Raw genomic sequence first — 25,035 nt, 5'->3', positions numbered from 1 at the left:
TGGGTTGCTAGATGAGCACTGGCCTGTCCTGGATCCATGCAAGCTGCTGCGGGCGCTCTATTCAACCCCGGAACTGCTCCGCTACAGCGGCAGAGACCTTGGCAACGAAGAGATCGAAAAGCTACTGGCAAGTTCGGCTTCTGGCCGATGGACCACGTCGGATATTCCGCTGATTGACCTTGCGCGCTTTCTCATTGGCGACCCGCACAGCGAAGCGAAACGTCGTGATGAACAGTTCAGAGTGCACGCCGAGCGTACTCGATGGAAAAACGTCGTTGATGATCTGATGGACTCGGTTGACGACAGCGAGGATCTGGCATCCCAGCTCATCCACCACGATCTCCAGGAGCAGCTTCTCGCCGGAGCTCCGGAGAACAATTTGGCCTCGCTCAATTACGACGGACCCTTTTCGCATGTCATCATCGATGAAGCCCAGGACCTGACCGATGCGCAATGGGCAATGATCCAACGCCGTTGCCCATCAGGGAGCCTGACGATTGTGGGCGATAGGGCCCAGGCCGTTCACGGCTTCAACACGACATGGGAACAGCGTTTGGCCAGGATTGGCATTCGCGGCATCTCCGTATCCCGCTTGCGGGTCAACTACCGCAGCACGGCACAGATCATGGAAGCAGCCGCAGAACAGATCCAGGCACAGATGCCCGAGGCGAACGTGCCGCGATCATTGCGCACGGATGGTGCACCGGTGCGTTATGCCCGCCTGACCGAACTGGAATTAATACTCGATGATTGGCTAGGCGAAAATGCCGAGGGCACGGCGGCAGTTATCGGGGCCTCTGGCTTCCACGACTCTGGCAGGGTCCGCTTTCTTTCGCCAGAGAACGCCAAGGGCCTGGAATTCGATCTGGTGCTCGTCTGCCAGCCACGCTCCTTCGGCACCGGATTAAGCGGAGCCGTGCGCAGATACGTGGCCATGACCAGAGCGACAGCTCAACTGGTAATACTTGCCGATCAATAACCGGCAGCAGCCTTTAGTAGGCTGGCATTCATGAGTACTTCCGAGCCGCAGTGGTTGGACACCCAGAATCAGCAGCACTCGTTGGCCTCGCCAGTGGTGCTGCGCTGGGGGCAGCACCTGGTGACGGCAATCCTGCTTGCCATCGCGTTGCTGCGACAGATTTCAGCGCAAGGAAATGTCCTGCCCGCGATCCTCGTCTCGGTACTCTTCGCCACTTGGTACAGCCTCGGCTTCGTTTCCCGTGCCAAGAAAGGAGTCTTCGCCAAGCCCGCGTGGTGGTTGGCGCTGCTGCTAGGGATCTGGATTGCAAACCTCTTCGTTTCCGCTGAATTCATGTGGTTGGCCTTCAGCCTTTGGCTTCTTCTGGGCCACCAGCTGCCATTTCTTCCCTCAATATTGTGGTCAGTGGTCGTCTACGCCTTTACTTTGCTCGCTCCCTACCTGCACAATGCCGAGCTCAGCATTGCCGCCATTGCCGGCCCCTTGGTTGGCGGGCTATTCGCCTGGGGCATCTCCCGCGGATACCTGCAGATGGAACGCGATGCCGAAGTGCGCACATCCTTGGTGAATTCCCTGGTGCGAGCCCAGCAGGAAATGGCAGACCTGCAAGGAGAATTGGCCCGCTCCCAACATGAGGCTGGCATCGCCACCGAACGCACCCGCTTGGCCCGCGAAATCCACGACACCGTGGCCCAGCAGCTCTCCTCCATCGGATTGCATGCCAAGGCGGCAGAAGCCTCCAAAGACCCAGAGTCTGCCTCGGCGGCCCTGAGCCGCATCGATGAGCTTTCCGGGCAAGCGCTGACCGATTTGCGTCGCATCATCGCCGCCCTGGCTCCGGCAGAACTCGATTCCCAGGCGCTCGCCGGAGCCTTGGGCCGCGTCTTGGAGAATTTCAAGGCCGATTCGAAGTTGGAGACCCGATTGGATATCGAACCGGGGCTGCCCACTTTGGATCCGAATGTGCAGATCGCGCTGCTGCGCACCACCCAATCCGCCCTGTCCAACGTGCTGCGCCATGCCCAGGCCTCCACGGTGGCGCTCAGCCTGGGGTCCAGCGGCGACGAGGTACGTTTGGATATTGTCGATGACGGCATCGGCTTCGTTCCCAAAACTGGTCGCGTGCAAACCAGTACGCACACCGGAGGCTTCGGCCTGACCGCAATGAACCAGCGCCTGCGCGAACTCGGCGGCGGTTTGGATGTCGAGAGCTCACCCGGTGAAGGCACCGCCCTGTGCGCCCACCTTCCGCTTCGCTTAGCAAAGGACAACTCATGATCCGGATCCTGCTGGTCGACGACCACCCCATCGTGCGGACCGGCCTGCGCGCGCTGTTCGAGAACTACGACGACATCGTTGTCATTGGCGAAGCATCCAGCGGCGAGGAAGCGGTGGAATTCGTCAAGGCCAACACCGTCGATGTGGTGCTCTGCGACTTGCGCTTGGGTGCCGGGATGAACGGTGCACAAACCACCGCGGCGATCCGCCAACTGGCCAAACCGCCTTATGTGCTGATCCTGACCACCTTCGACAAGGACTCAGAGCTGCTCGCTTGCATCGAAGCTGGAGCTGCCGGCTACCTGCTCAAGGATGTCAGTGCCCAGACCATCGTCGAGTCCATCCGCCAAGCCTCCGCCGGGCACATGGTCCTGGCCCCGGAGATGACCCAGCGCGTTGTCGAGGGCATGCGCCGTCCCAAAATCGAGCTCACCAAGCGCGAAAAGGACGTATTGGCCCAACTGTCTACCGGTGCCGGCAACAAGCAGATCGCCAAGGCCCTGTTCGTCTCGGAGGCGACGGTCAAAACCCACCTGGTCCACATTTTCGACAAGCTCCAAGCAACCACGCGTACCGACGCGATCAACAAGGCCAAAGACCACGGACTGCTGTAGCTGATCAACAGAATCCCGGTGACACGGCGGGGTGCATCTCAACCTTTCGGTTGAAGTTTTATTCACCCCTTTCCACGATGGCCTGACCTGCGAAATCTCGTTAACTGGAACTATGAAAGTTCCAGTTATCCCCCGGATCGGCGATTCGCTGACCAGCCGCCGCGGAGCCCGCATTTGGGCCGCTGGCATCTTTGCAATAGTTCTCGTTCTTTTTGGTGCGCTGAGCAGCATCCAAGCCCCAACGCGTGCGGCCAGCTCCCTGGTCGAAGGCTCCGAATCGGCACAGGTCGCCGAAATCCTGGATGCCAACACCAGCGATTCCCAGAGCTCGGCTTTGCTGGTGGCCAACCGCGCCGATGGCCATGCGTTGAGCAATGCCGACACCGCTGCCCTTGATGAGCAGACCGCGGCGCTAGCCCACGACGCGGAGGTGTCCGCCGGCCGCACCATGGCCAGCGAAGACCAGCAGGCAGCCATGGTTCCGCTCACCTGGGATACGGTCTCCGATATGGCCGACCGCCAGAAGCTGGATGAGGTCCGCAACTGGATCCAGGCCCATCCCATTCAGGGGCTGGCCGTGCAGGTCACTGGTTCTACCGCCTTCGCAGTAGATATCACCAATGCCTTCGCCGGGGCGGACTTCACCCTGCTGGCCGTCACGGTGGGCATCGTGGCAGTCTTGCTGATCCTCACCTACCGTTCGCCGGTACTCTGGCTGATCCCGCTGGTCGTTGTTGCCATAGCCGATCGCAGCGCCTCCCTGGTGGCGAACCTGCTGGGCAACGCCTTCAATCTGCACTTCGACTCCGGCGTGCTCAGCGTGCTGGTCTTCGGCGCCGGCACCAACTACGCCTTGCTGCTGATCTCCCGTTACCGCGATGAACTGCAGAAGAATACTGACCACCGCCAGGCGCTGTCCAAGGCGTGGGCGGCCAGCTTCGAAGCGATTCTGACCTCCAACCTCACCGTAGTGCTGGCCCTGCTGACCTTGGGACTGGCCGTCATGGAAGATACCCGCGGGCTGGGCATCGTCTGCGCCGCTGGCTTGCTGATCGCTGCGTTCTTCGTGCTCTTTGCGCTGCCACCGATCCTGGCCTTCGCCGGGCGCAAGGCATTCTGGCTGCTGGTCCCCCGTCCGGGACAGGAAAGCAAGAAGGAAAACTTCTTCGGACGTGCTGCTCGTGCTGTGATGACCCGTCCGGGTCTGAACCTGGCAGCATTGGCGGTCTTGCTCATGGTGCTGGCTGGAGCGTTGACTGGCACCCGTATCGGCCTGGACCAGACCCAGCAGTTCCGTACCGCCACCGAGTCTTCCAGTACCATGCAGACCCTGGCTGAGCACTTCCCCGCAGGTGAAACCCAGCCGATCACCGTGTTGGCGCAGGGAACCGATGTCCAGGTCCTGCGAGATGAATTCTCCGGAGTCGAAAACGTCAAGCGTGTTGGCGAATCCTCCCAGCTCGGCACCACGCCATGGCAGCAGTTCTCTGTCATCTCGGCTGTCGATTCCAGCTCGGCCATGGCACAGGACCTGGTAGCGGACCTGCGCGGTGCTGCGGCAACCGGCAGTACCGGGCAGGTGCTCATTGGCGGGCAGAGCGCCGAACAGCTTGATTCGCACCAGATGCACCTGCGCGACCTGTTCGTGATTGCCCCGCTGATCATGGTCATCTGCTTCGTGATGCTCGGCTGGCTGACCCGTTCCTGGCGAACCGCACTTGCCTTGGGTCTGGTGAATTTGCTCAGCGCGGGCGCCGCCGTCGGCTTGGGTTCCCTTGTTTCCTCGGTGGTCTTCGAGGCCAACGCTCTGGATGTCCAGGTGCCGCTGCTGGCCTTCGTCTTCTTGGTCGCCTTGGGCGTGGATTACACCATCTTCTTGACCCAGCGAGTCCGCCAAGACTCGCAGGTGCTGGCGCTGGGCGACGCAGTGGTACTGGCCGCAAGCCGCACCGGTTCGGTGATCACCAGTGCCGGGCTCGTGCTAGCAGGTGTCTTCGCGGCACTGGCAACACTGCCGCTCACGGTATTAGGCCAGCTCGGCCTGATCGTAGGACTCGGCGTCCTGCTGGACACCTTCGTCGTTCGCACCCTGCTGCTCCCGGCGCTGTTCGCAGTCCTGGGCTCAGGCAAGCATCCACTCTTCGGCACAACTTCCTCCGCTGCAGAAGCAACTGCAGAACCAACCGTTCAGAAAGAAAACAAAATCAATGCGTAAGCTCGTGAATTTCTCCTTCGCCTACATGGTCCTCGGTGTAGCTTCCGGTCTTTTCTACCGTGAATTCACCAAGATGAACGGCTTCCCTGAAGGCCAGTGGACCCAGCTCTCCGTAGTCCACACCCACCTGCTGGTGCTGGGCTTCATCATCTTGCTGCTGGTGCTCCTTCTGGAAAAGGCCTTCGGCCTGAGCCAGCACCGCAAGCTCTTCGCGTGGTTCATGGGCACCTACAACGCGGGCGTGATCCTAACCGCGGGCATGCAGCTCACCCACGGCATCATGACCGTACTAGGCGTTGAGTCGTCCAAGATGATCTCGGGCATCGCGGGTCTTGGCCACATGTCGATCACCGCAGGCATGATCTTGCTGTTCATCATGCTGCGCCGCAGTGTCGGCACCCCGAAGCCAACCCAAAAGGTCGAGATGGCCGGCTAGCCCAGCCAAGTACCACAGCGGAACTGACACTCGGTCCAGACGAAGATCGTCTGGGCCGAGTTCGCTCGCGCTTCTGGCACCCACCGCCAGGACCCCAAGATTGGCCACTTGGCTAAGGATAAAATGATCCGCTGCTGCTATAGATTGAACTAACAATCTTTCTCCCAGGAGCGGTCATGAGCGACGAATTCTTTTCCATCGTGGATACCGAAACCACCGGCCTGTTCCCCGGAGGGAACGACCGCATCGCCGAAATTGCGATAGTCACCATGAATCGGCAGGGCACGATTGTCGACTCGTGGGAAACACTGATCAACCCGCAACGCGATCTTGGCAAGCAATCAATCCATGGCATCCAGAGCCGCGACGTGCTCGATGCACCCAGCTTCAAGGATCTGGCAGAAGAACTGCATTGGAGGCTATCGGGCACAGTGCTCGTGGCACACAATCTTTCCTTCGATTCCAGATTCCTTGAGGCTGAATTCCGCAAGTGCGGCCTGCCGGTGCCCGAGACCTTCCTGGCGCAAGGAATGTGCACCATGCGAATGTCCCACCGCTACCTGCAAGGCGCAGGCCGCTCGCTTCAAGACTGCTGCGATTCCTTTGGCATCGAGTTGCAACAGGCTCACAGCGCAGTGGGAGATGCGACGGCCACAGCGACATTGCTTTCGCGCTACATGGAACTGGATCCCGATGAACCAGAATGGGACGGACGACTGCGTTTAGCCTCGACAGGGCGGTGGTTTGATTCAACGCCGCGCTCGCGCGTCGTTCCAGTTAAGCGGTCCCAGTACAGAGCTGAATCTGCCGGGCATTTTCTGGAAAAGCTTGCGACCCGGTTGCCGGAATTTTCGGGCACGGCTACGGAGGAGAACTACTTGGCCGTACTGGATTTAGCTTTGATGGACCGCTACGTATCAGCCCATGAAGAAGCCCAGCTGCTCCAGGCCGCCACTGAAATTGGTTTGGATAAGCACCAAGCGCTGAGATTGCACGAACTGTACTTCCAACAGCTTGTCGCAACGGCTTGGTCCGATGGCGTACTGACCGAAGACGAAATAGCCGATCTGGCGAAAGTCATCGGATTGCTAGGACTTCCGCCGCAGCTAATCGAGGTAGCCAAGGTGGCGCCGGTGGCTTCCGAAGATCACGAACCCATCCGCGAGCCTCAGGGCAATCATCAGATCGATCTCGGCGCCATGGTGGTGCTCACCGGCGATATGACTCGTCCGCGTTCGGAGATTGAAGCTCAGCTTGCGTCCGCAGGGTTCACCCCTCATCGCGCGATCACCAAGAAAGTAGCCTTGCTGGTGGCCGCGGATCCTGACTCGCTCTCCGGCAAAGCCAAGAAAGCACGCGACTACTGCATCCCTGTTGTCGGCGAAGATTATCTCTGGAACACCCTACTCCGCTGACACCCGCGCCAGGTACAGCAATGGGCGATGTCCCCCAGCAATGATTTGCCGAGGGACATCGCCCATAGTTGCTAGAGCCCGGGGTGAAACTTACAGGCTCTCAACCAATTTTTTTGCCGAAGAGAATTCCATCATCGCTTCGCGCTCTACGACCTTGACGCGGTCGCGAGTGATCTCGCCGAAGCGAGTCGAAACGGTGCCGGCTGTGGCGCCCAGTTCCTTCTCGTGCGCGTCCAAGTTCTTCCAGCCATCCCAGTTGGAGAAGTTCACGCCGCGGCTTTCGAGCAGTTCCGAGATCTTCTGGGAAGAATCCGGCTGCGCCAGCTTAGTGAGGTCTTCAAGCAAGTGGGTAATGGTCTCCAGGGCGTCGCCCTTGGTGTGGCCAATCAGCCCAATCGGGCCACGCTTGATCCAGCCAGTGGCATACAGGCCGGGAACGTGAGCGCCGGACGCGTTCAGCACGCGGCCTTCCACGTTGGGCAAAACGCCCTTGGCCCCGTCGTATTCAATGTCGTCGACTGCCGAACCGAAGTAGCCGACGGCACGGTAGATGGCCTGCAGCGGGTACTCGACGAATTCGCCGGTGCCGCGTGCGCCGCCATTTCCGTCGAGCTCGTTGCGCTCCACCTTCAAGCCGGTGACCTTGCCATCTTCGCCCAATACCTCGACTGGCGACTGCAGGAAGTGCAGGTGCAGGCGGCGCGAGGCGCTTGGAGCTTCTTCACGCTCTTCCTGCTCGATCAGCCAGTTGGTCAGGGTGGAGACCATGGTCTTGGTCTGGTTATTGGTCTTCATGGCTTCATCCGAAGCCTTGTCGAACTCGAAGTCCTCTGGATACAGGACGATGTCAACGTCCTTGGAGTGCGAGAGTTCGCGCAGTTCCAGCGGGGTGAACTTCACCTGGGCCGGGCCACGGCGGCCGAAGACATGCACGTCGGTGACGGCCGAGTCATTCAGCTGCTCGTAGATGTGCTCAGGGATTTCGGTTTCCAGCAGCTGGTCAGCATGCTTGGAAAGGATGCGGGCCACGTCCAGGGCAACGTTGCCGTTGCCGATGACAGCAACTTCCTTGGCGGACAGGTCCCAATTCTTGTCAACATCTGGGTGTGCGTCATACCAGGACACGAAGTCGGCGCCGCCGAAGGACCCTTCAAGATCGACACCTGGGATGTTCAGGTCAGCGTCCTTCTGGGCGCCGGTGGAGATGATCACTGCGTCGTAACGGGTATGCAGGTCTTCCAGCGAGATGTCGCGGCCCAAGCCGACGTTGCCGTAGAAGTCGATCCAGTCGTTGTCCAGCACCTTGTGCAGGGCGTTGATGATGCCCTTGATACGCGGGTGATCCGGGGAAACTCCGTAACGGATCAGACCGAATGGCGTAGGAAGCTCGTCAAAGAGATCAACGTGCAGCTTCAGTTCTCCCGATGCGACCGGCTGGCTCTTGTTGAGCAGGTCAGCGGCGTAGATGCCGGCCGGACCGGCACCAACGATGGCAACACGCAGCGCCCGGGAATGGAGGTGCTCAGGGACGATAATTTCACTCATCAAACAACTTCTCTTTCTTAGTCAACGAATGAGGCCGGCGCGGTGGCATCGGCATTCTCTAGCGGCAGGAGGTCTACCAGTTGGTCGGAGGCTTCCGGGGCTAGCCGAACGACGTCACCAATAACGATAACGGCCGGATTCGCCACTGCGGCCTTGCGGGCGCGCTTTACTATCCCTTCTAGCGTACCGATAGTTGTGCGCTGCGTCTGTGAGTAACCTCGCTCAACTATCGCAATCGGTGTACTTGACGGTAAACCACGGGTAAGCAATGTCTCAACAATTTGTGGCAAATTCGATACTCCCATCAGCACCGCAAGGGTGTGATCGGAGCGGATCGGCACGTCCGCGAGTTCGCTGTGGCCACTGACTACGGTAAAACCGGCCGCAATTCCCCGGTGCGTGACGGGAATGCCAGCGGCCATTGGCACGGAGACTGCACTGGTAATGCCCGGAATCACACGCGTAGGGATCCCGTATTTCGCGGCGTGGAGCAGTTCCTCGCCGCCGCGTCCAAGTACAAACGGGTCGCCACCTTTGAGGCGAACTACCCGCTTACCTTCTAAAGCGTACTTGACCAGTAATTCATTGGTTTCATCCTGGGTTTTGACGTGGCAGCCTGGTGACTTGCCCACATCGATGACAACCACATCATCGGAAAGTTCTGCCAGCAACGCGGTAGGTCCCAGCTTGTCGGCCAAAACCACTTCCGCGGCAAGCAGGGCCTTATAGCCGGCGATGGTAATCAGCTCGGGATCCCCCGGTCCACCGCCAATCAGGGTGATATGCCCTTTAGCCATTGTTTTCTCCCGTTCGGGTCATTCCTCGATCGCGCAACAGCTTGCGTTCAATCGGAGCGAAAAATACCAATTCGATCAGCACACCCACCAGCAGGATGGTCAAGATCACCAGCATGACCAATGGCAGGTCTGCCAGATCGCGGCCCCGTTGCAGCAGTGAACCGACGCCTAGGGCCAGCGAACCGCCCACGGCAATCAATTCGGCAGCCATCAACGAACGCCAAGCGAAAGCCCAGCCCTGACGCAGTCCGGCTACATACCCTGGCATGGCAGCTGGCAGCTCAATGTGCAGCACATGCTCCCATTTGGAGGCACCGAGCACCTTGGACAAGGACTTGTACTGCGCTGGAATCATGTCGATCCCGGCGAGCAGGCCATTGATGATGGATGGAATCGCGCCGAGCAGCAGAACCGTGTAGATGGTCGCATCGCTCAGGCCAAAAAGAATGATGGCTGCGGGAACCCACGCAATAGAGGGCAATACCTGCATGGCCGATACCAGTGGCCCCACCCCCTTGCGCAACAGCGGCTGATGCGCCAGCAGCAACGCCAGCGGGGTGGAAATAATCACGGCAATCGCAAATCCGCTCACGGCGCGGAACAACGAATTGCCCACGGCCGCAACCAATGATCCGTCTGCCAGCAGTTGCGGAAGCTTAGCCGCGACAGCCAGTGGACCGGGGAAAAGGTCTTCGCGCAGTGGGCTTGCCCAGGAAATAATTTGCCACAGGCTCAGAAGCACAACCACAGTGAGCAAGGGGGCAACCCATGAATCGAGCTGGTTGTTCGGGCGTAGCTTGATAACGCGCACGGGTTTGAACCTAGTTCGAGATTCTGTCAGTGAGCTCATGTTTCCGCTGCTCCTTTCTGAGAATCGTGGTTAGTTCATCGGCCAATGCGGCGGCCTCGGCCGGGTTATTGCGGAGTTCGCCGGTGATCCGGCGAGTCTCCAGGATGCGCCCGGGGTGCGAAGAAAGCACCAGAATGCGGCCGGAGAGGCGAATCGCCTCACGCACATTGTGGGTGACGAAGATGATGGTCTTGCCCGTTTGCCTCCACAAGGCCCGCAACTGCTCATGGAGCATGTCACGCGTGATGGCGTCCAGGGCGGCAAATGGCTCATCCATCAACAGAACCTGGCGGTCCTGAGCCAAAGCCCTAGCCAAAGCTACGCGTTGGCGCATGCCGCCAGAAAGTTCATGCGGCTTCTTGCCGCTTGCATGCCCCAGCTGAACGAGGTTGAGCAGTTCCTCGACGCGTTGCTGGCGTTCCGGAGCTGGCTTCCCCGCGAGCTTGAGCGCCAGGTCAACGTTCTCGCTGGCTGTCAGCCACGGCAGGAGGTTGGCATCCTGGAACATGAATGCCGCGCCGTCTTCAGGTACTTCAAGCCAGCCGGAGCTGGGCGGCAGTAACCCAGCAATCATGTTGAGCAAGGACGACTTGCCGCAGCCTGAGGCCCCCAAGACAGCGATAAACTCTCCGTCTTCAATTTCTGCACTGAGGCGATCTATGACCAAGCCAGTGCCTGGATAGCTCAGGGAAACTTCATTCAGCCGTACTCCCATTACTTCTCCTGCTGTTCAAGAAAACGCGTATCCACGAGTCCGTCTGCGTTACCGCCAGACCCCACTCCTACGGCTAATGCGTGGTCCACGAGTGACTGGTAGGTTTCAGGCAGGGGGTCCTCGCTGAAGTGCACCTGCTTCAAGGCTTCAGCGATCACTGATTCGTCAAAGGAACTTCCGTTGGCTTCGACCAAAGCTTTCTGCACAGCCGCCAACTTCTGTTTTTCGTCCGCATGATTGAGCCAATCGATGGCTTGGGTATTTGCATCGACCAGCTTCTGCACGGTTTGCGGATGGCTAGCCATGAATTCCTTGGAGACCACCAGAACCGTTGTCGGGAACTTGCCGTCGGGCCAGAGCTCGGCTTCATTCACCAAGCGGTGTCCCCCGTTCTTCTCGACTAGCAATGAAGCGTAGGGCTCCGGAAGCCAAGCACCGTCAATTTCACCGCGGCCGAAAAGCTGTGCGACGGTTCCATTGGAGCTCGGGGTCACCGTGGCGTCCTGTTTCAAGCCCAGGCCCTTCAGGTAGCTGCGCAAGGCAACATCCTGGGTTCCGCCGAATTGCGGGCTGGCCAGATTGCTGCCGGCCAGTTCCTCGGGCTTAGTGATCTTCTTGTCGACAACCAGGCTGGCTCCGCCGTAGGCGACGCCGGACACCACGTTCAACGACTCGCCATCGCTGGACAGGTAGCTGTTCAACGCCGGGTTTGGCCCCAGATATGCGGCGTCGATGGCCCCCGAGTTCAAGGCTTCTACGGCTGCCGGTCCCGCGTTGAATATCTGGCTTTGGACACTGGTACCGTCTTCTTCAAGGTGATCTTGGAGAAGACCTTCGGACTGGGCGATCATGGCTGGAGCATGGGTGAGGTTGGCGAAATAGCCAATCTTCAGCTCATCTGCCGGTCCGTGATGTGCCGCCTGCGCTGGTACTTCATTTGGTCCCGGAAGAAACGTCGTCGCCACAGCAACTGCGCTCAATGCTCCGACCGCCGCCAGCCCGAGGAAGCGTCCTCGGAAGCCGGTCTTCTGCCCATGAGCCGTCAGCCGGACCCGCCCTTGGTTTCCTGTTGGCTGGCCAACATCAGGCTGCTTCATTATTTTCCTCGATGATCCCCGCCGCAAGGGTGCGCCCCGTAGCTGGATCGATCAGCAGGAAGCTTCCGCCAGTGCGCGAGGTGGCGTACTGCTCGATGGCCAACGCTGCCTGGCTGCGCAAGGTGATCCGGCCCAGGTCGTTGAGCTCCAAGGAGTGGGCGGGCTGCTGCGAATAGTCGGCCACGTTGATGACGTAGTCGATGGTTGACAGCTTGGCTGCGGCGACCTTGGTACCGTGCTTGATCAACAGCCGTTGGCCGCTAGTGAGCTTCACTGGATCCAATACGCAGATGTTCGCCTGGAACTCCCGGTGCGCGGTTGGCAGTTCGCCGGCGACGATGGTGTCGCCGCGGGCAATATCCAAGTCGGTCTCCAGCTCGACAACGATGGCGTCGCCGGCCTGGGCGCGGTGCGCGGTACCAGCAGGGGTGCTGATGGCCTTGATCCGGCTGCTCACCGGCTGGCCGTTGGAGAGCACCTGCACGGACTCCCCCACGGCCAAGCTGCCGTCAACCAGAGTTCCGGCATATCCGCGGTAGTCGCGGTACGCGTCCGGGTCCAGGCCTGGAGCCAAGGCGCCCTGCGGGCGGATCACGTACTGGACATCCAGACGGGCAGTGCCCCCGCCGAGCCGCGGCTCGATGTCCTCGAGCAGCCCCAGCAAAGTCGGGCCGGCATACCAGTGCGCGGAAGCCGAAGGATCGACTATGTTATCTCCCTGAAGCGCGGAGACCGGGATGACGGTGGTTGACTTCAGGCCGAGTTCTCCGGCGAGCGCGAGTACTTCGGCCTCGATCTGGCTGAAGGCCGCTTCGTCCCAGTCGATCAGGTCCATCTTGTTCACGGCGATGACCAGTTGCGGAACCCGCAGCAAGGCGAGCACGCCAAGGTGGCGCCGGGTCTGCTCCAGCACGCCGTGCCTCGCGTCAACCAGCACGATCGCCGCGTCTGCGGTCGACGCGCCGGTGACGGTGTTGCGGGTGTACTGCACGTGTCCGGGGCAATCGGCCAAGATGAAGGACCGCTTGTCGGTGGAGAAGTAGCGGTAGGCCACGTCGATGGTGATGCCCTGCTCGCGTTCGGCGCGCAGCCCGTCGGTGACCAGCGCGAGGTCCAGGGTTCCGGCGCTGCCGCCGAAGCCGCGTTCGGCGCTGGTACGGGCCAGGTCATCGAGCGAGTCGGCGAGGATGGCCTTGGCGTCATGGAGCAGGCGGCCCACGAGAGTGGACTTGCCGTCGTCGACCGAACCGGCGGTAGCGATGCGCAATAGTGTGGTGGTCATCTTAGAAGTACCCTTCGGTCTTGCGGTCTTCCATTCCCGCGGCGGAAATACGGTCGTCGGCGCGGGTGGCTCCGCGTTCGGTGATGGTGGCGACGGCCAATTCATCGAGCACCTTCGCCACGGTGTCGGCGGCGGAGAGCACCGCACCGGTGCAGCTGGCGTCGCCCACGGTGCGGTAGCGCACCTGCTTGACGACGACCGGCTCATCGGCGTTGGGCTGGCTGACGCTGGTCAGTGCCCGCCACATGCCGTCGCGTTCGAAGACCTGGCGGCAGTGCGCGAAGTAGATCGGCGGCAGCTCGATGTTCTCGCGCTGGATGTAGGCCCAGATATCGCGTTCGGTCCAGTTGGAGATCGGGAAGGCGCGCACATGCCAATCCGGCTCGTGCCGCCCGTTGTACAGGCTCCAGATTTCCGGGCGCTGGTTGCGCGGATCCCAGACGCCGAACTCGTCGCGCAGGGACAGGATGCGCTCCTTGGCGCGGGCCTTGTCCTCATCGCGGCGCGCCCCGCCGAAGACCACGTCGAAGCCGTTGGATTCGATGGTGTCCAGCAGGACCCGGGTCTGCAGGCGGTTGCGGGTGCCGTCGGGCAGCTCGGCCAGCTCTCCGCGGTCGATGTACTCCTGCACGGAGCCGACGACGAGGTTCAGCCCGTACTTTTCCACGACCGCGTCGCGGAAGTTGAGCACCTCGGCGAAGTTGTGGCCGGTATCGATGTGCACGACGGGGATGGGGACGCGGCCCGGGGAGACGGCCTTGGCCAGCAGGTGCAGGACGACTACGGAGTCCTTGCCGCCGGAGAACAGCAGTCCGGGCTTGTCGAATTCGGCGAGCACTTCACGGATGATGTGGATTGATTCGGCTTCCAGGGCGTCCAGGACGCTGCGCTGGGTGCCTGCAGGCGCGTTAGCGGTGATGGTCATGATTCGCTCCTTAGACGTGGATTCCGCATTCGGTTTTATTCAGCCCGGCCCAGCGGCCAGCCCGCGGGTCCTCGCCCTCGGCTACCGGCCGGGTGCAAGGCTGGCATCCGATGGACGGGTAGCCGTTGGACAGCAGCAGGTTGACGGGTACTTGGTGCCCGGTGGCGTAGTCGATCAGCTGATCGAAGCTCCAGGGGGCCACGGGATTGAATTTGACCAGTCCGTGCTTCTCGTCGAAAGCGACCAGGGGCGTGTTGATGCGGGTCTCAGCTTCGTCACGGCGTACCCCGGTGAACCACGCGCTGTATCCGGACAGGGATCTGGCCAGCGGGTCCATCTTGCGCAGCTGGCAGCAGGCGGCCGGATCCCGGGAGAACAGGTCCTTGCCGAACTTCGCATCCTGTTCGGCCACGGTCAAGGCAGGCAGCACGTCGACGATGTTCACGTCCAGCGTGCGAGCCACTTCGTCGCGGGTTCCGTGGGTTTCGGCGAAGTGGTATCCGGTTTCCAGGAACAGCACATCGACCTTGGGCAGCTGCGCGCAGACCAGGTGCGGCAGCACGGCATCGGCCATCGAGCAGGCCACCGCTACCTCGTCGGCGTCGAGGTGCTCAGCTGCGAAAGCGACGACCTGGTCCGCTGTGGCATCCCAGCCCAGCTCGGCGGCGCCCAGCTTGGCGATGCGCCGCAGTTCAGCCTCGCTGCGGGTACGTACTGGGGTCGGCTTGCTCATTTCAGCTCATCCTCTTCAGCTCGGTGGGCCCAGGCAGCGAAGGATTCCCCTTCGGCAGCCGAGGCCGAGTAGTTCTTCACTACCCGCTCCACGTATTCGGGCAATTCATCAGCCGCGACCTTGAGCCCGCGCACCGTGCGCCCCAGGGCGGCTTCGCCATTTTCGAAACCGGCCAGGGTGCCACCGAGGTGAACCTGGAATCCGGAGACCTGTTCTCCCTGGTCGTTGGTAATCAGCTGGCCCTTGAATCCGAGGTCCGCGGTTTGGATGCGGGCGCAGGAGTTCGGGCAGCCGTTGACGTGCAGGGACAGCTGGCGAGGCAGCTTGCCCTCGTGGTCGGCCAGGCGATCCTCGATTTTTGCTACCGCGTCAATCATGGTGTCTTTGGTGTCCACAATGGCCAGCTTGCAGAATTCGATACCGGTGCAGGCAATGGCCGAACGCTTGAACAAGCTGGGGAATGCCTCCAGGCCCAGGACCCGGGCCGAAGCGACGAAATCCTGCACCTGCTCTTCGGCGATGTCCAGGGCGATGATCTTCTGGTGCGGGGTGGTGCGCAGCCGGGTGGATCCATGGGCTTCGGCCAAATCGGCAAGGCCGGTCAGCGCGGTACCGGATACGCGGCCAGCCGGAGCGGTCAACCCGATGTAGAACTTGCCGTCCTTCTGCTCGTTGACTCCGCTGTGGTCTCCTGCTTCGGTGGGCTGCTCCGGCAACGGGCCGTCGGGCAGCTCATAGCCCAGGTACTCATCTTGCAGCACCTGGCGCATTTTTTCCGTGCCCCATTCGGCCAGCAGGAACTTCAGGCGTGCGCGGTTGCGCAAGCGGCGGTATCCGTAGTCCCGGAAGATGGAAACTACGCCCTCCCAGACATCCGGGGCCTGCTCTTCGGTCACGAAAGCGCCGAGGCGTTCGCCAAGGCGGGGGTTTGCCGACAGCCCGCCGCCGACCCAAAGGTCGTATCCGGGGCCGAGCTGCGGGTGGACGGTGCCGATCAAGGCGATGTCGTTGATTTCGTGGACGACATCCTGGCTTGGGTGGCCGGTGATGGCGGTCTTGAACTTGCGCGGGAGGTTCGCGAATTCCGGCTTGCCGATGTAGCGGCGGGAAATTTCGGCGATCACCGGGCTGGGATCGATGATCTCGTCCTTGCTGATGCCTGCCACCGGAGAGCCGAGGATGACACGGGGCACGTCGCCGCAGGCCTCGGTGGTGTGCAGGCCGACGGCTTCCAGCCGCTGCCAGATCTCCGGGACATCGACGACGTCGATCCAGTGCAGCTGGACGTTCTGGCGATCTGTCAGGTCGGCGGTGTCGCGGGCGAAGTCGGTGGAGATCTGGCCGATGACGCGCAGTTGCTCGGTGGTCAGGGCGCCGCCGTCGATGCGCACGCGCAGCATGAAGTAGCGGTCTTCAAGTTCTTCTGGGCTCAGCGTCGCCGTCTTGCCGCCGGGGATCCCCTGGGCACGCTGGGTGTAGAGGCCCCACCAGCGGAAGCGGCCGTGCAGATCCTCGGGTTCAATGGAATCGAAGCCCTGCTTCGAGTAGATTTCCTCGATGCGCTGGCGCACGTTCAGGCCGTTGTCGGCGGCCTTCATCTCTTCGTTGGCATTCAACGGGGCAGGGCCGTCGATTTTCCATTGGCCGTTGGGTTTTGCCGCTCTTGTGGAGCGAACTGGTGTGGTTGTCTGCGTCATGTCCACCAGCGTAGGAACTGCCCCCAGGGGGTCGGCAACCTGCCGGTGTCACATGGCTACGCGTTGCCTAACGAGTTAGGACTTCGTCATCTGGAGACATGAAAAGCTCCTCTTCGAGCGCCTTTTGCAGTCGCACAAGGAAACATTGAGCAATCATTACGTCAGGAAGCAGGGGGCTTGTCACCACGCCTGCCCCCGTGCTAGCCAGCTTCTGCTGGAAGAATCCGTCGGCGAGCAGCGAGCTGAGCACGAGCACTGGACGCGCGGCAGCATTTCCCACGACGTCAGCGATCCGCGGCTGGGCCCCTGCGCAGTAGCCCACCTGCACTTCGCGCTCCAATAGGACAGCGAGCTGCTCGGCGAGATTCTTGACCTGGTTTTGGCCGACTTCCAATCTCGTGCCCGCCGTCGCCAAGACAACGAGCGGGTCGTTGGCCAGGTGCCCTGCGGCGCGTTGCGCCAGGACTTGGGCCAGCTCCGGCAGCGGACCCAATGGCAGGGCGGCGGAGGTTCCCGCGCGCGAGGCGACCGCCTGCGCAATGTCGTGCGTCGTATGAACGCCGTCGGAGACCAGCAGGGGCAAGACCACTGCCGGCTCGCCTTCAGGCAAACCGGCGATAACCGTTTCAAGCCGGGGCTCTTGGACATCCACATAGGCTTCGTGCCAGACAAGCTGCACCGGGAATCGCTCTTCGCTCCGCCGTTCCAGGTCGGCACGCAGATCATGGATTAGTTGCTGCCCGTTGGCGTTGTCCGTGCCGTGGGATGTTGCGACAACATGTATCTTCTGCTGGGTCGCTTGACTCATGAATTGATCCTCACCGATGTTGTTGGGCGCCTATTTGGCGCTGCGCACTAGCTTGTGGTTGGCGGCCTGCGCCTGCGGGCGGATGACAATTTCATCCAGATTCACGTGGGCCGGGGCGCTGACCGCATAGCGGATGACTTCGGCAACGTCTTCACCGGTCAAGGGATTCTCCACACCGGCGTAGACGTTGTCGGCGGCGCTCTGGCTTCCCAGACGACGGAGCGCGAACTCTTCTGTCTGCACCAGGCCGGGCAGGATCTCGATTACCCGCAGCCCGTTCTCGACTTCTTCAAGACGAAGCGCCTGGGTCATGGCACGTTCAGCGGCCTTTGCCGCGTTGTAGCCGCTGCCGCCTTCGTAGCTGGCCAGTGCGGCGGTGGAGGTAACGTTCAAGACGGTGCCTCGCGCCTCGCGAAGCTGGGGCAGCAGTGCACGGGTCAAGCGCATGGTTCCCATGACATTGGCTTGCCACATGAAGTCCCAGTTTTCATCGACCGCGTCGGCCCAGGTTTCGGTTCCACGCGCACCGCCGGCGCAATTGACCAGCGTATCTGCGCCGCCTTGCGCGGTGACCGTTTCTACCAGTGCGTCGACATCTGCCTGCACGCTGACATCTGCTGGCACCGCGATCGCACCGCATTCAGCGGCGAGCTTTTCCAAGCGGTCGGCCCGGCGGGCTACTGCGAAGACGGTCCATCCTTGTGCGCGCAACGCACGGACTGTTGCCTGGCCGATTCCGCTGGAAGCTCCGGTAACAACGGCCGAACGGGAAGAAGTCTTATCTGTAATTGTCATACGTCAACTGTAGAACCAGATCATTACCAGTTGGTAAGGCATGAATTTCTCTTACATTTCATGCGGCAAGATTTTCTTCCGGGCCAGGGCCTGGAATCCAGGGCGGCGCGCGTCGGCGGTGCCGCCAGGGCCATGGCCGATGCTGTCCCGCCTGCGCCTACTGCGCGGCGGCAACGTGCAGCTGGCGCGGCTGCCGGAGGAATGCAATCGGAGGGAATATCTTGCGTAAGCGGAGCCATGCAGGAATGCGCCAACGCCAGACGGCGCTGCTATGCCCGGGTGCACCGTGCCGCTGGTGCGGGCGACAAGGCGATTCGGCGTTCGCGGCAGGACGGCTGAGCCAAGGGCCGCCGGTCCGGCACAGGCTTTTGATCCAGCTGGTCCCGGCTGGACAGCGGCGTGGTGCAAGCCATGGGCAACAATGACTGTGCGCCGGGCAAAACATGGAAGAATAGACGTATGGCAGAAGAAAACTTGGGCACAGACACGCCCGCAACGGTTTCCGTTCCTGACAAGCCCGCTTTGGAAGGCTTGGAAGAACGTCTTTCGTCCCGGTGGCGCACCGAGGGCACCTATCACTTCAATGAGGACACGACTCGCGAAGCCGTGTACTCCATCGACACTCCCCCGCCAACCGCTTCGGGTTCGCTGCACGTAGGACACATGTTCTCGTACACGCAGACCGACGTGTTGGCTCGCTACCAGCGCATGATCGGCAAGAACGTGTTCTACCCACTTGGTTGGGATGACAACGGCTTGCCTACCGAGCGCCGCGTGCAGAACTACTTCGGCGTCCGTTGCGACCCGACCAAGCCTTACATCGAGGGCTACCGTCCACCGGAAAAGCCTGCGAAGAACCAGCGCGACTGGGATGTCATCAGCCGCAAGAACTTCATCGAGATCTGTGAAGAGCTGGCGGTCGAAGACGAAAAGGTCTTCGAGCAGCTGTTCACCACCCTGGGCCTTTCGGTGGACTGGCGCATGACCTACCGCACGATCGACGACAATTCGCGTGCAACTTCGCAGCGCGCCTTCCTGGACAACCTGGCAAAGGGCGACGCCTACATGGCTGAAGCTCCAACCCTGTGGGACGTGACCTTCCGTACCGCAGTGGCCCAGGCCGAACTCGAAGACCGGGAAATGCCCGGCGCCTACTACCGTTATGCATTCGACGCTGAAAACGGCGAGCAGGTCTTCATCGAGACCACCCGCCCGGAACTGCTCGCTGCTTGCGCCGCGCTAGTGGCCCACCCGGATGACGAGCGCTACCAGCACTTGTTCGGCAAGACCGTGACCTCGCCGATCTTCGGAGTTCCCGTCACCGTCCACCCGCACCCATTGGCCCAGGCCGACAAGGGTTCTGGCATTGCCATGGTGTGCACGTTTGGCGACTTGACCGACGTGACCTGGTGGCGCGAACTGCAGCTGCCAACCCGTCCGATCATTGGACGCGACGGCCGCATCCTTGCAGACACCCCCGAGTGGATCGCCACCGAGGCCGGCAAGGAAGCGTACGCCCAGATTTCGGCAAAGACCGTGTTCTCCGCCAAGGAAACCGTCGTCGAGATGCTTTCCGACGCGGGCCTGCTTGATGGCGAGCCGAAGAAGATTTCCCGTCCGGTGAACTTCTTCGAAAAGGGCGACAAGCCGCTGGAAATCGTAACCTCGCGCCAGTGGTACATCCGCAACGGCGGCCGTGATGAAGAACGCCGCAACCAGATGATCGCACGCGGCCAGGAAATTGATTTCCACCCGTCGTTCATGCGCTCGCGCTACGAAAACTGGGTTTCGGGCCTGAACGGCGACTGGCTCGTTTCCCGCCAGCGCTTCTTCGGCGTACCAGTGCCAGTGTGGTACCAGGTCAACGAGCACGGCGAACCGAACTACGATGCGCCGCTGTTGCCGACCATCGACCAGCTTCCGGTTGACCCGGCAGCAGACGCGCCGACCGGCTACACCGAGGACCAGCGCGGCTCCGCTAACGGCTTCATTGGCGATGCCGATGTCCTGGACACCTGGGCAACCAGCTCGCTGACCCCGCAAATCGCTGGCCGTTGGGGCCGTGACGACGAGTTCTTCTCGAAGGTCTACCCCTTCGACCTGCGCCCGCAGGGCCACGACATCATCCGTACTTGGCTGTTCTCCACCGCGGTTCGCGCAGATTCCCTGCACGGCAACGCTCCGTGGAAGCACGCTGCGATTTCGGGCTGGATCCTGGATCCGGACCGCAAGAAGATGTCCAAGTCCAAGGGCAACGTGGTTGTACCTAACGAAGTCCTGGATAAGTTCGGCGCGGACGCCGTACGCTACTGGGCGGCCAGTGCCAAGCTGGGTGCCGATACCGCGTATGAAATCAACCAGATGAAGATCGGTCGCCGCCTGGCCATCAAGATCCTCAACGCCTCGAAGTTCGTGCTGAACTTGGGCGCGACCGACGCCAACGTCTTGACCGATGACGCTTCGGTAGTCACCAACGGGCTGGATCGTTCGCTGCTCGCTCGCCTGTCGACCGTTATCGAAGACGCCCAGCGCGCTTTCGACAACTACGACTATGCTCGCGCGCTGGATATCACCGAGTCGTTCTTCTGGTCGTTCACCGACGACTACGTCGAATTGGTCAAGGACCGCGCCTACGGCGGCCACGGCGAAGCCGAGCAGGCGTCGGTTCTGGCTACCCTGGCCACCACCCTTGATTCCGTGCTGCGGCTCTTCGCGCCATTCCTGCCATTCGCTACCGAAGAGGTTTGGGGTTGGTGGCGCACCGGGTCGGTGCACCTGACCCAGTGGCCAAGCACCGGGCACTTGTCCGCTGCAGTGGAGGGCTCCGACCCGGCGGTACTGCCACTGGTTGGCGTCGCTCTCTCGGGCATCCGCAAGGCCAAGTCCGATGCGAAGGTCAAGCAGCGTACCGAAGTGCTCTCGGGCGAGATCCACGCTCCAGCGTCTCAGGTTGCGCAGCTCAAGGCAGGATTCGAGGACTTGAAGTCCGCGGCGAACGCCCGTGAGCTGACCCTGGTTGAAGCCGACGGTGAAATGACTGTCACCAACGTTGAATTGGCTCCGGCTGAAGAAACCGAATAGCAGTTGAACCAGAAAAACCGGTTGCCATCCCGTCATCGGGATGGCAACCGGTTTTGCTATTTCTGCCCTTGCTCCTCCCCCGCATCAGGGTCATCCGTCTCGGGTGGAGACTGGACGGTTTTCTCCATGGGCCGAGCCGCGCGTCGACGTTCGCCGGTGAAGTGTTCCAGTTGGTCTTCCGCGCTGGACTCAAGACGATGCTTCTGGACCGGGCCTTCTGACCCGGCAGCTGGCGAATTTCCGTCGGTCATCTTCTCTTCCCATCTACTTGCAGCCAGCAGCTGGATCCCCATCGATGTCCAGCTGCTGGGTTATTAGTGCTTAGTTCTGCGCGCTCTGGTATGCCTGCTGGATCACCGAGCCCCAGTACGGTCCGAACATGGTGTTGCGCACCGAGCTGTAGCCGAAGCTGTTCACAGAGTTCTGGTAGCCGTTCGATCCGCTCCCCAGGAACCATGGGCCACCGGACGAGCCGCCGGTCATGTTGCATGGAATGCCCTGGGACTGGGACTGGCCAAACGGATCGTCGCTGGAGTATCCGCTGCACGATTGCAAGGTCTCGCCGTTGAATGGCGAAGCAGCTGGGTAGCCGTAAGCAGTGTAGTACTCTCCGCGCGCCTGGTTGAAGGCGACCCCCGAAGCGCCAACGGCATCAGTCAAGGACGCACCACCGCTGGAGCTGACCACGGCGAAGCCTGTGTCATAGGTGATATCCCCGCCATTTGACCATTCAGTCGGTGCCACCAGCTCGGTCGCTGCGAAGGAACCGTAGGGTGCTTTGCCGTTTTCATAGGCTGGAACGAAGACCCAACGGGTTGCGAATGAACCGGGTCCTTCATTCAGGCAGTGGCCAGCGGTGGAGACCGTCGACTCGTTGGCGGAGACGACAGCGTTGCCAGAGCACACGTAGTCTGATCCGCCGAGAGTGAAGAACACCTTGCCGATGTGCGAAACCGGTGTTTCCTGGGTAGCGCGAGTCTTGCCACCCTTCGTTTGGGCCTGCTTTCCGGCTGCCGCCTGCGCGCCATGACCGGCGACCTTGGCCGGCTTGCCGGATTCAACCTTGGCAGCCGAACCCGACTTGCCAGCTACGAGTGAATCTGCGTTCTTTGCGGCTTTCATCCGATCCGCGGTCCAGTAGGATACCGCTGCGTCAGCCTTCTGTTCCGAGATCGTGATTGACTCTACGTCGCCACCAGTGGTCGTCGGCGCTGCCGAGGCCATCGGTGCCCCGCCGAGCATCAGCGCGCCTGCAAGAACCGCGGCGCTTGCCAGCTTGCGGCGCCCCTTGCCCTTGGATGAATCCGTAATTAGAGAACGAATCTGCACGATTTAACTCCTTGTCCAGTGGCTTCTTTGCCACTATCGATGGGGGTGCTGTTGCACTCGTGGGAAACAGTCAAACACACACTTCAAGCATTTTCTACAGGAATATTTTCCTCCGCCCGCCGCGTCACCGACCTGCAACGGCCACCAAGTTGTGAAGCGAAATAGTTTTGAAACAGATACTTTCAATCGATTCCCCGGCGCCACGACTCCCCTTCGAATGAGCCCGTGCATTTCTGGTGATTTCAAACCAGCCCCTAAATACCAGTGAGCCGAATCACACGCCCAGAGTCCGGCCTTGCCGCGCGAGACCAGAGCAGCGTGTCTGAATATATGAAATAGAAGCTTCGGTAACAGATACTTTTCCCGGCTTCGCGATGTCTGCCCTGTACGAAAAAATATGCATTAATTAGGCTTTAAAACTGGACTTATTCGACACCCGATATTGCCGGTTGCCGACGTCGATGGCCTACCTCCACGACTTGCCTTGCGATCCGCTGACGCTCCTGCGCACTCTGCGAAGGCAGCATGTACTGTCCGCCCACCGCGCGCTGTTGCCCTGGACTCATGAGTCATCATCCGAGCCTAAGAAACGGAGGTTCGAACGACGCACCAATTGGACTGTGGAACCGTCCCCGGCCAATATGAACCGCGTGCTCCGCGATCCGACGAGAAGGTGAAGCACCGATGCAACGAATGGCGGATGCACAGAATACTGGCCCGGCCCATGCGGATCGGCACCTTGATAGCGCGACTTCCTCCGTCGGCGGATAGCCAATCGTCCCGTGGATTAGTGGCATCGGAGGGCGAACACACGGCCCTCCATGCCAAGCGCCTTCGCTGATTAAAAACCAAGGACGCTGCCTCGCAATGAGGGGCTATAGGCAATAAAGTGTGTCTGTGGACTGAACCCTAAAAGTTAGACATCGTTTATGCTGCCTTGAGTTCAGCGTAACGCACCGGACTAGTGCCCAGCCGCTGAACAATTCTGCTGTTGTTCCACCAACGTATGTAGCGATCAAGTGCGTTCACGAATGAGTGCACGCTTGAGTAGTTTTCACCTCGACCGAATTCAGTTTTCACTCGGCCGAAAAATGACTCAGCTGGCGCATTGTCATGGCAATTCCCAACTCGGCTCATGGACTGCACGGCGTCATACGCCGTCAAAATGTCTTTCCAACCCCGGGAAGTGTACTGCCGTCCCTGATCTGTATGCACCAAGGGGGCGGCCCCTTTCGGCAGCTTTTCCAAACCCTCACGCAGCATCCCATTGGCCATCTCTCCATTGGCCATGGTCTCGATTCTCCAGGCAATCACTTCGTTGTTGAACAGATCCAGTAGTGGAGACAGGAAGACACGATGTGCGCCGACGCTGAACATGCTGATGTCGGTCACCAGAACCTCACCAGGTTCGTCGGTGTGGAATTTACGGTCCAAACGATTGACACTGTCCGGGTCAGGGCCGGCAAACGAATTGTATCGGCGCTTCGTCGGTGTCGCCCCGCGCAGATTCAACAGGTTCATCAAGCGTGCTATTTTCTTGTGATTCACCAGTATCGGTGGTTTCTGGTCAAGTCCTTGACTCAGGCAGAGCGTCATCCGCCGGTAGCCGTACGCGTGGTAGCTTTCCTCGTAGGCGTCCTGGATCCGTGCGCAGATCTCTTGATCCCGCGTCTGTTGTTCGGCGCTATGCTGCGATCGCCAGTAGTATGAGGCCCGTGGAATCCCGACCGCGGTGACTAGGGACTTAATGGAGTAGGTCGCCTTGAGGTCAGTCACGATTGTGTCCAAAACCCTTGTCGGGTCGTTCTCCAAGGACCTCAAGGCGAAACATTTTTCTAGAATGTCTGCCTGCATTTGCAGCAGGCGCACTCGCTCGGCATCGTTGGCTGCTACGGTCTGGGCCTGGTCGAAATACTTGCGCATTCTCGTGATCCATTCTCGCCAGAACTGGTCTCCGTGCTCCCACGCCGCAAGTGCTTTATTCGCAGCTCGCAAGGCAAGGTCTTCCGCTTCCATCCCGTCCTCCAGCCCCAAGCTTTTGGCCCACATCTCTGGGTAGTTACCGTACGGCAGGCGGTAGGTCTTGACTAGGTCTGCGGCGGGAGTGCCGTTCATGAATGCGGCGGCGACTTCGCGTTTGAGGTTCTGGGACCATTTTTTCGGACTGGTCCGCGGCTTCATCGCTTCGTCAAAGCCGAGTCGTTCTGCGTCTCGGACCCAACGTCTGGCCGTTTCGTAGCCGCATCCTGTCAGACGAGCTGCGTCAGAAATCGATGAGCCGCGTTGAACTTTCCCAAGGAGCTTTCTTCGTTGCTTGTCTTTGTCGACGAGGCGTCTGCTGGGCGATGTTCCCATAGTTTTCCACTTCCTTTTGAAGTGTCCAACTTTTAGGGGTCAGTCCACTGAAAACCTGATCCTGCCCCGGAAAGTCGGGGCAGGATCAA

The 25,035-nt window shown here is 60.7% G+C and carries 21 protein-coding genes; 7 read left to right on the top strand and 14 right to left on the bottom strand.

Annotated elements, in window-relative coordinates:
* Positions 1 to 4 precede the first annotated feature (4 nt).
* The 6 genes from ACNPM8_RS15750 to ACNPM8_RS15725 all read left to right on the top strand — a co-directional run bounded on the left by ACNPM8_RS15750 (position 5) and on the right by ACNPM8_RS15725 (position 6,937).
* Positions 5 to 979: a UvrD-helicase domain-containing protein gene (locus tag ACNPM8_RS15750; RefSeq protein ID WP_448940172.1), complete on the top strand. Its 975-nt coding sequence runs from the start codon at positions 5 to 7 to the stop codon at positions 977 to 979.
* A 30-nt stretch (positions 980 to 1,009) separates the two neighbouring features.
* Positions 1,010 to 2,257, top strand: a complete 1,248-nt coding sequence (locus ACNPM8_RS15745) for a sensor histidine kinase (protein ID WP_448940171.1) — start codon at positions 1,010 to 1,012, stop codon at positions 2,255 to 2,257.
* Entirely contained in the window at positions 2,254 to 2,871 is a 618-nt protein-coding gene (locus ACNPM8_RS15740) for a response regulator (RefSeq protein WP_400288027.1), read from the top strand. The genes ACNPM8_RS15745 and ACNPM8_RS15740 overlap by 4 nt, the downstream gene beginning before the upstream one ends.
* A 112-nt stretch (positions 2,872 to 2,983) precedes the next feature.
* Positions 2,984 to 5,086: an MMPL family transporter gene (locus tag ACNPM8_RS15735; protein ID WP_448940170.1), complete on the top strand. Its 2,103-nt coding sequence runs from the start codon at positions 2,984 to 2,986 to the stop codon at positions 5,084 to 5,086.
* On the top strand, positions 5,079 to 5,522 hold the full coding sequence (locus ACNPM8_RS15730; protein ID WP_448940169.1) for a DUF2871 domain-containing protein: 444 nt from the start codon (positions 5,079 to 5,081) through the stop codon (positions 5,520 to 5,522). The genes ACNPM8_RS15735 and ACNPM8_RS15730 overlap by 8 nt, the downstream gene beginning before the upstream one ends.
* A 176-nt stretch (positions 5,523 to 5,698) precedes the next feature.
* Positions 5,699 to 6,937, top strand: a complete 1,239-nt coding sequence (locus ACNPM8_RS15725; protein WP_402696093.1) for an exonuclease domain-containing protein — start codon at positions 5,699 to 5,701, stop codon at positions 6,935 to 6,937.
* Positions 6,938 to 7,027: 90 nt separating this feature from the next.
* Here the strand turns inward: ACNPM8_RS15725 and ACNPM8_RS15720 are convergent, their stop codons facing one another.
* From ACNPM8_RS15720 to ACNPM8_RS15670, 11 genes are all read right to left on the bottom strand, one after another.
* Complete coding sequence (locus tag ACNPM8_RS15720) at positions 7,028 to 8,482, bottom strand: FAD-dependent oxidoreductase (protein WP_105658478.1); 1,455 nt, start codon at positions 8,480 to 8,482, stop codon at positions 7,028 to 7,030.
* Between the two features lie 17 nt (positions 8,483 to 8,499).
* Complete coding sequence (cobA, locus tag ACNPM8_RS15715) at positions 8,500 to 9,279, bottom strand: uroporphyrinogen-III C-methyltransferase (protein ID WP_105661435.1); 780 nt, start codon at positions 9,277 to 9,279, stop codon at positions 8,500 to 8,502.
* Complete coding sequence (locus ACNPM8_RS15710; protein ID WP_105658476.1) at positions 9,272 to 10,129, bottom strand: ABC transporter permease; 858 nt, start codon at positions 10,127 to 10,129, stop codon at positions 9,272 to 9,274. The genes cobA and ACNPM8_RS15710 overlap by 8 nt, the downstream gene beginning before the upstream one ends.
* Positions 10,101 to 10,844, bottom strand: coding sequence for an ABC transporter ATP-binding protein (locus ACNPM8_RS15705; protein ID WP_105661437.1), 744 nt, complete (start codon positions 10,842 to 10,844; stop codon positions 10,101 to 10,103). Before ACNPM8_RS15705 ends, ACNPM8_RS15710 begins: the two co-directional genes overlap by 29 nt.
* Entirely contained in the window at positions 10,844 to 11,941 is a 1,098-nt protein-coding gene (locus tag ACNPM8_RS15700) for an ABC transporter substrate-binding protein (protein WP_448940168.1), read from the bottom strand. The genes ACNPM8_RS15705 and ACNPM8_RS15700 overlap by 1 nt, the downstream gene beginning before the upstream one ends.
* Positions 11,928 to 13,223, bottom strand: coding sequence for a sulfate adenylyltransferase subunit 1 (locus ACNPM8_RS15695; protein ID WP_332727175.1), 1,296 nt, complete (start codon positions 13,221 to 13,223; stop codon positions 11,928 to 11,930). The genes ACNPM8_RS15700 and ACNPM8_RS15695 overlap by 14 nt, the downstream gene beginning before the upstream one ends.
* 1 nt (position 13,224) lies before the next feature.
* Positions 13,225 to 14,148, bottom strand: coding sequence for a sulfate adenylyltransferase subunit CysD (gene cysD / locus ACNPM8_RS15690; RefSeq protein ID WP_105658472.1), 924 nt, complete (start codon positions 14,146 to 14,148; stop codon positions 13,225 to 13,227).
* 10 nt (positions 14,149 to 14,158) lie between these two features.
* Positions 14,159 to 14,881 (bottom strand): phosphoadenylyl-sulfate reductase, encoded by a 723-nt coding sequence (locus ACNPM8_RS15685; protein ID WP_105658471.1) that lies wholly within the window; start codon positions 14,879 to 14,881, stop codon positions 14,159 to 14,161.
* Entirely contained in the window at positions 14,878 to 16,578 is a 1,701-nt protein-coding gene (locus tag ACNPM8_RS15680) for a nitrite/sulfite reductase (RefSeq protein WP_402471192.1), read from the bottom strand. The genes ACNPM8_RS15685 and ACNPM8_RS15680 overlap by 4 nt, the downstream gene beginning before the upstream one ends.
* Before the next feature lie 67 nt (positions 16,579 to 16,645).
* Entirely contained in the window at positions 16,646 to 17,386 is a 741-nt protein-coding gene (locus ACNPM8_RS15675; RefSeq protein ID WP_448940167.1) for a sirohydrochlorin chelatase, read from the bottom strand.
* 30 nt (positions 17,387 to 17,416) lie between these two features.
* Complete coding sequence (locus tag ACNPM8_RS15670; RefSeq protein WP_332486850.1) at positions 17,417 to 18,181, bottom strand: SDR family oxidoreductase; 765 nt, start codon at positions 18,179 to 18,181, stop codon at positions 17,417 to 17,419.
* Between the two features lie 459 nt (positions 18,182 to 18,640).
* Here ACNPM8_RS15670 and valS point away from each other — a divergent pair, with 459 nt between their 5' ends.
* On the top strand, positions 18,641 to 21,262 hold the full coding sequence (gene valS / locus ACNPM8_RS15665; RefSeq protein WP_448940166.1) for a valine--tRNA ligase: 2,622 nt from the start codon (positions 18,641 to 18,643) through the stop codon (positions 21,260 to 21,262).
* Positions 21,263 to 21,318: 56 nt separating this feature from the next.
* Here valS and ACNPM8_RS15660 read toward each other — a convergent pair whose 3' ends face one another.
* The 3 genes from ACNPM8_RS15660 to ACNPM8_RS15650 all read right to left on the bottom strand — a co-directional run bounded on the left by ACNPM8_RS15660 (position 21,319) and on the right by ACNPM8_RS15650 (position 24,946).
* Positions 21,319 to 21,513, bottom strand: coding sequence for a hypothetical protein (locus ACNPM8_RS15660; RefSeq protein WP_448940165.1), 195 nt, complete (start codon positions 21,511 to 21,513; stop codon positions 21,319 to 21,321).
* Between the two features lie 70 nt (positions 21,514 to 21,583).
* Positions 21,584 to 22,591 carry a trypsin-like serine peptidase gene (locus ACNPM8_RS15655; protein ID WP_448940164.1) on the bottom strand — a complete coding sequence of 336 codons (1,008 nt, stop codon included), beginning with the start codon at positions 22,589 to 22,591 and terminating at the stop codon, positions 21,584 to 21,586.
* Between the two features lie 927 nt (positions 22,592 to 23,518).
* A complete protein-coding gene (locus tag ACNPM8_RS15650; protein WP_448940163.1) occupies positions 23,519 to 24,946 on the bottom strand; it encodes an IS3 family transposase in 1,428 nt (475 codons plus the stop codon).
* Positions 24,947 to 25,035: the final 89 nt, after the last annotated feature.

This window comes from Glutamicibacter sp. AGC46 (genome assembly GCF_053543715.1).
Note: the sequence above shows the minus strand (reverse complement) of the source record. Positions and strands in the feature narration are given on the sequence as shown.

Coding starts and splice junctions, on each gene's coding strand:
- ACNPM8_RS15705 (WP_105661437.1), bottom strand. CDS start 10,844: ATGGGAGTACGGCTGAATGAAGTTTCCCTGAGCTATCCAGGCACTGGC.
- ACNPM8_RS15675 (WP_448940167.1), bottom strand. CDS start 17,386: ATGAGTCAAGCGACCCAGCAGAAGATACATGTTGTCGCAACATCCCAC.
- ACNPM8_RS15680 (WP_402471192.1), bottom strand. CDS start 16,578: ATGACGCAGACAACCACACCAGTTCGCTCCACAAGAGCGGCAAAACCC.
- ACNPM8_RS15740 (WP_400288027.1), top strand. CDS start 2,254: ATGATCCGGATCCTGCTGGTCGACGACCACCCCATCGTGCGGACCGGC.
- ACNPM8_RS15650 (WP_448940163.1), bottom strand. CDS start 24,946: ATGGGAACATCGCCCAGCAGACGCCTCGTCGACAAAGACAAGCAACGA.
- ACNPM8_RS15745 (WP_448940171.1), top strand. CDS start 1,010: ATGAGTACTTCCGAGCCGCAGTGGTTGGACACCCAGAATCAGCAGCAC.
- cobA (WP_105661435.1), bottom strand. CDS start 9,279: ATGGCTAAAGGGCATATCACCCTGATTGGCGGTGGACCGGGGGATCCC.
- valS (WP_448940166.1), top strand. CDS start 18,641: ATGGCAGAAGAAAACTTGGGCACAGACACGCCCGCAACGGTTTCCGTT.
- ACNPM8_RS15710 (WP_105658476.1), bottom strand. CDS start 10,129: ATGAGCTCACTGACAGAATCTCGAACTAGGTTCAAACCCGTGCGCGTT.
- ACNPM8_RS15725 (WP_402696093.1), top strand. CDS start 5,699: ATGAGCGACGAATTCTTTTCCATCGTGGATACCGAAACCACCGGCCTG.
- ACNPM8_RS15730 (WP_448940169.1), top strand. CDS start 5,079: ATGCGTAAGCTCGTGAATTTCTCCTTCGCCTACATGGTCCTCGGTGTA.
- cysD (WP_105658472.1), bottom strand. CDS start 14,148: ATGACCATCACCGCTAACGCGCCTGCAGGCACCCAGCGCAGCGTCCTG.
- ACNPM8_RS15700 (WP_448940168.1), bottom strand. CDS start 11,941: ATGAAGCAGCCTGATGTTGGCCAGCCAACAGGAAACCAAGGGCGGGTC.
- ACNPM8_RS15735 (WP_448940170.1), top strand. CDS start 2,984: ATGAAAGTTCCAGTTATCCCCCGGATCGGCGATTCGCTGACCAGCCGC.
- ACNPM8_RS15685 (WP_105658471.1), bottom strand. CDS start 14,881: ATGAGCAAGCCGACCCCAGTACGTACCCGCAGCGAGGCTGAACTGCGG.
- ACNPM8_RS15695 (WP_332727175.1), bottom strand. CDS start 13,223: ATGACCACCACACTATTGCGCATCGCTACCGCCGGTTCGGTCGACGAC.
- ACNPM8_RS15720 (WP_105658478.1), bottom strand. CDS start 8,482: ATGAGTGAAATTATCGTCCCTGAGCACCTCCATTCCCGGGCGCTGCGT.
- ACNPM8_RS15670 (WP_332486850.1), bottom strand. CDS start 18,181: ATGACAATTACAGATAAGACTTCTTCCCGTTCGGCCGTTGTTACCGGA.
- ACNPM8_RS15660 (WP_448940165.1), bottom strand. CDS start 21,513: ATGACCGACGGAAATTCGCCAGCTGCCGGGTCAGAAGGCCCGGTCCAG.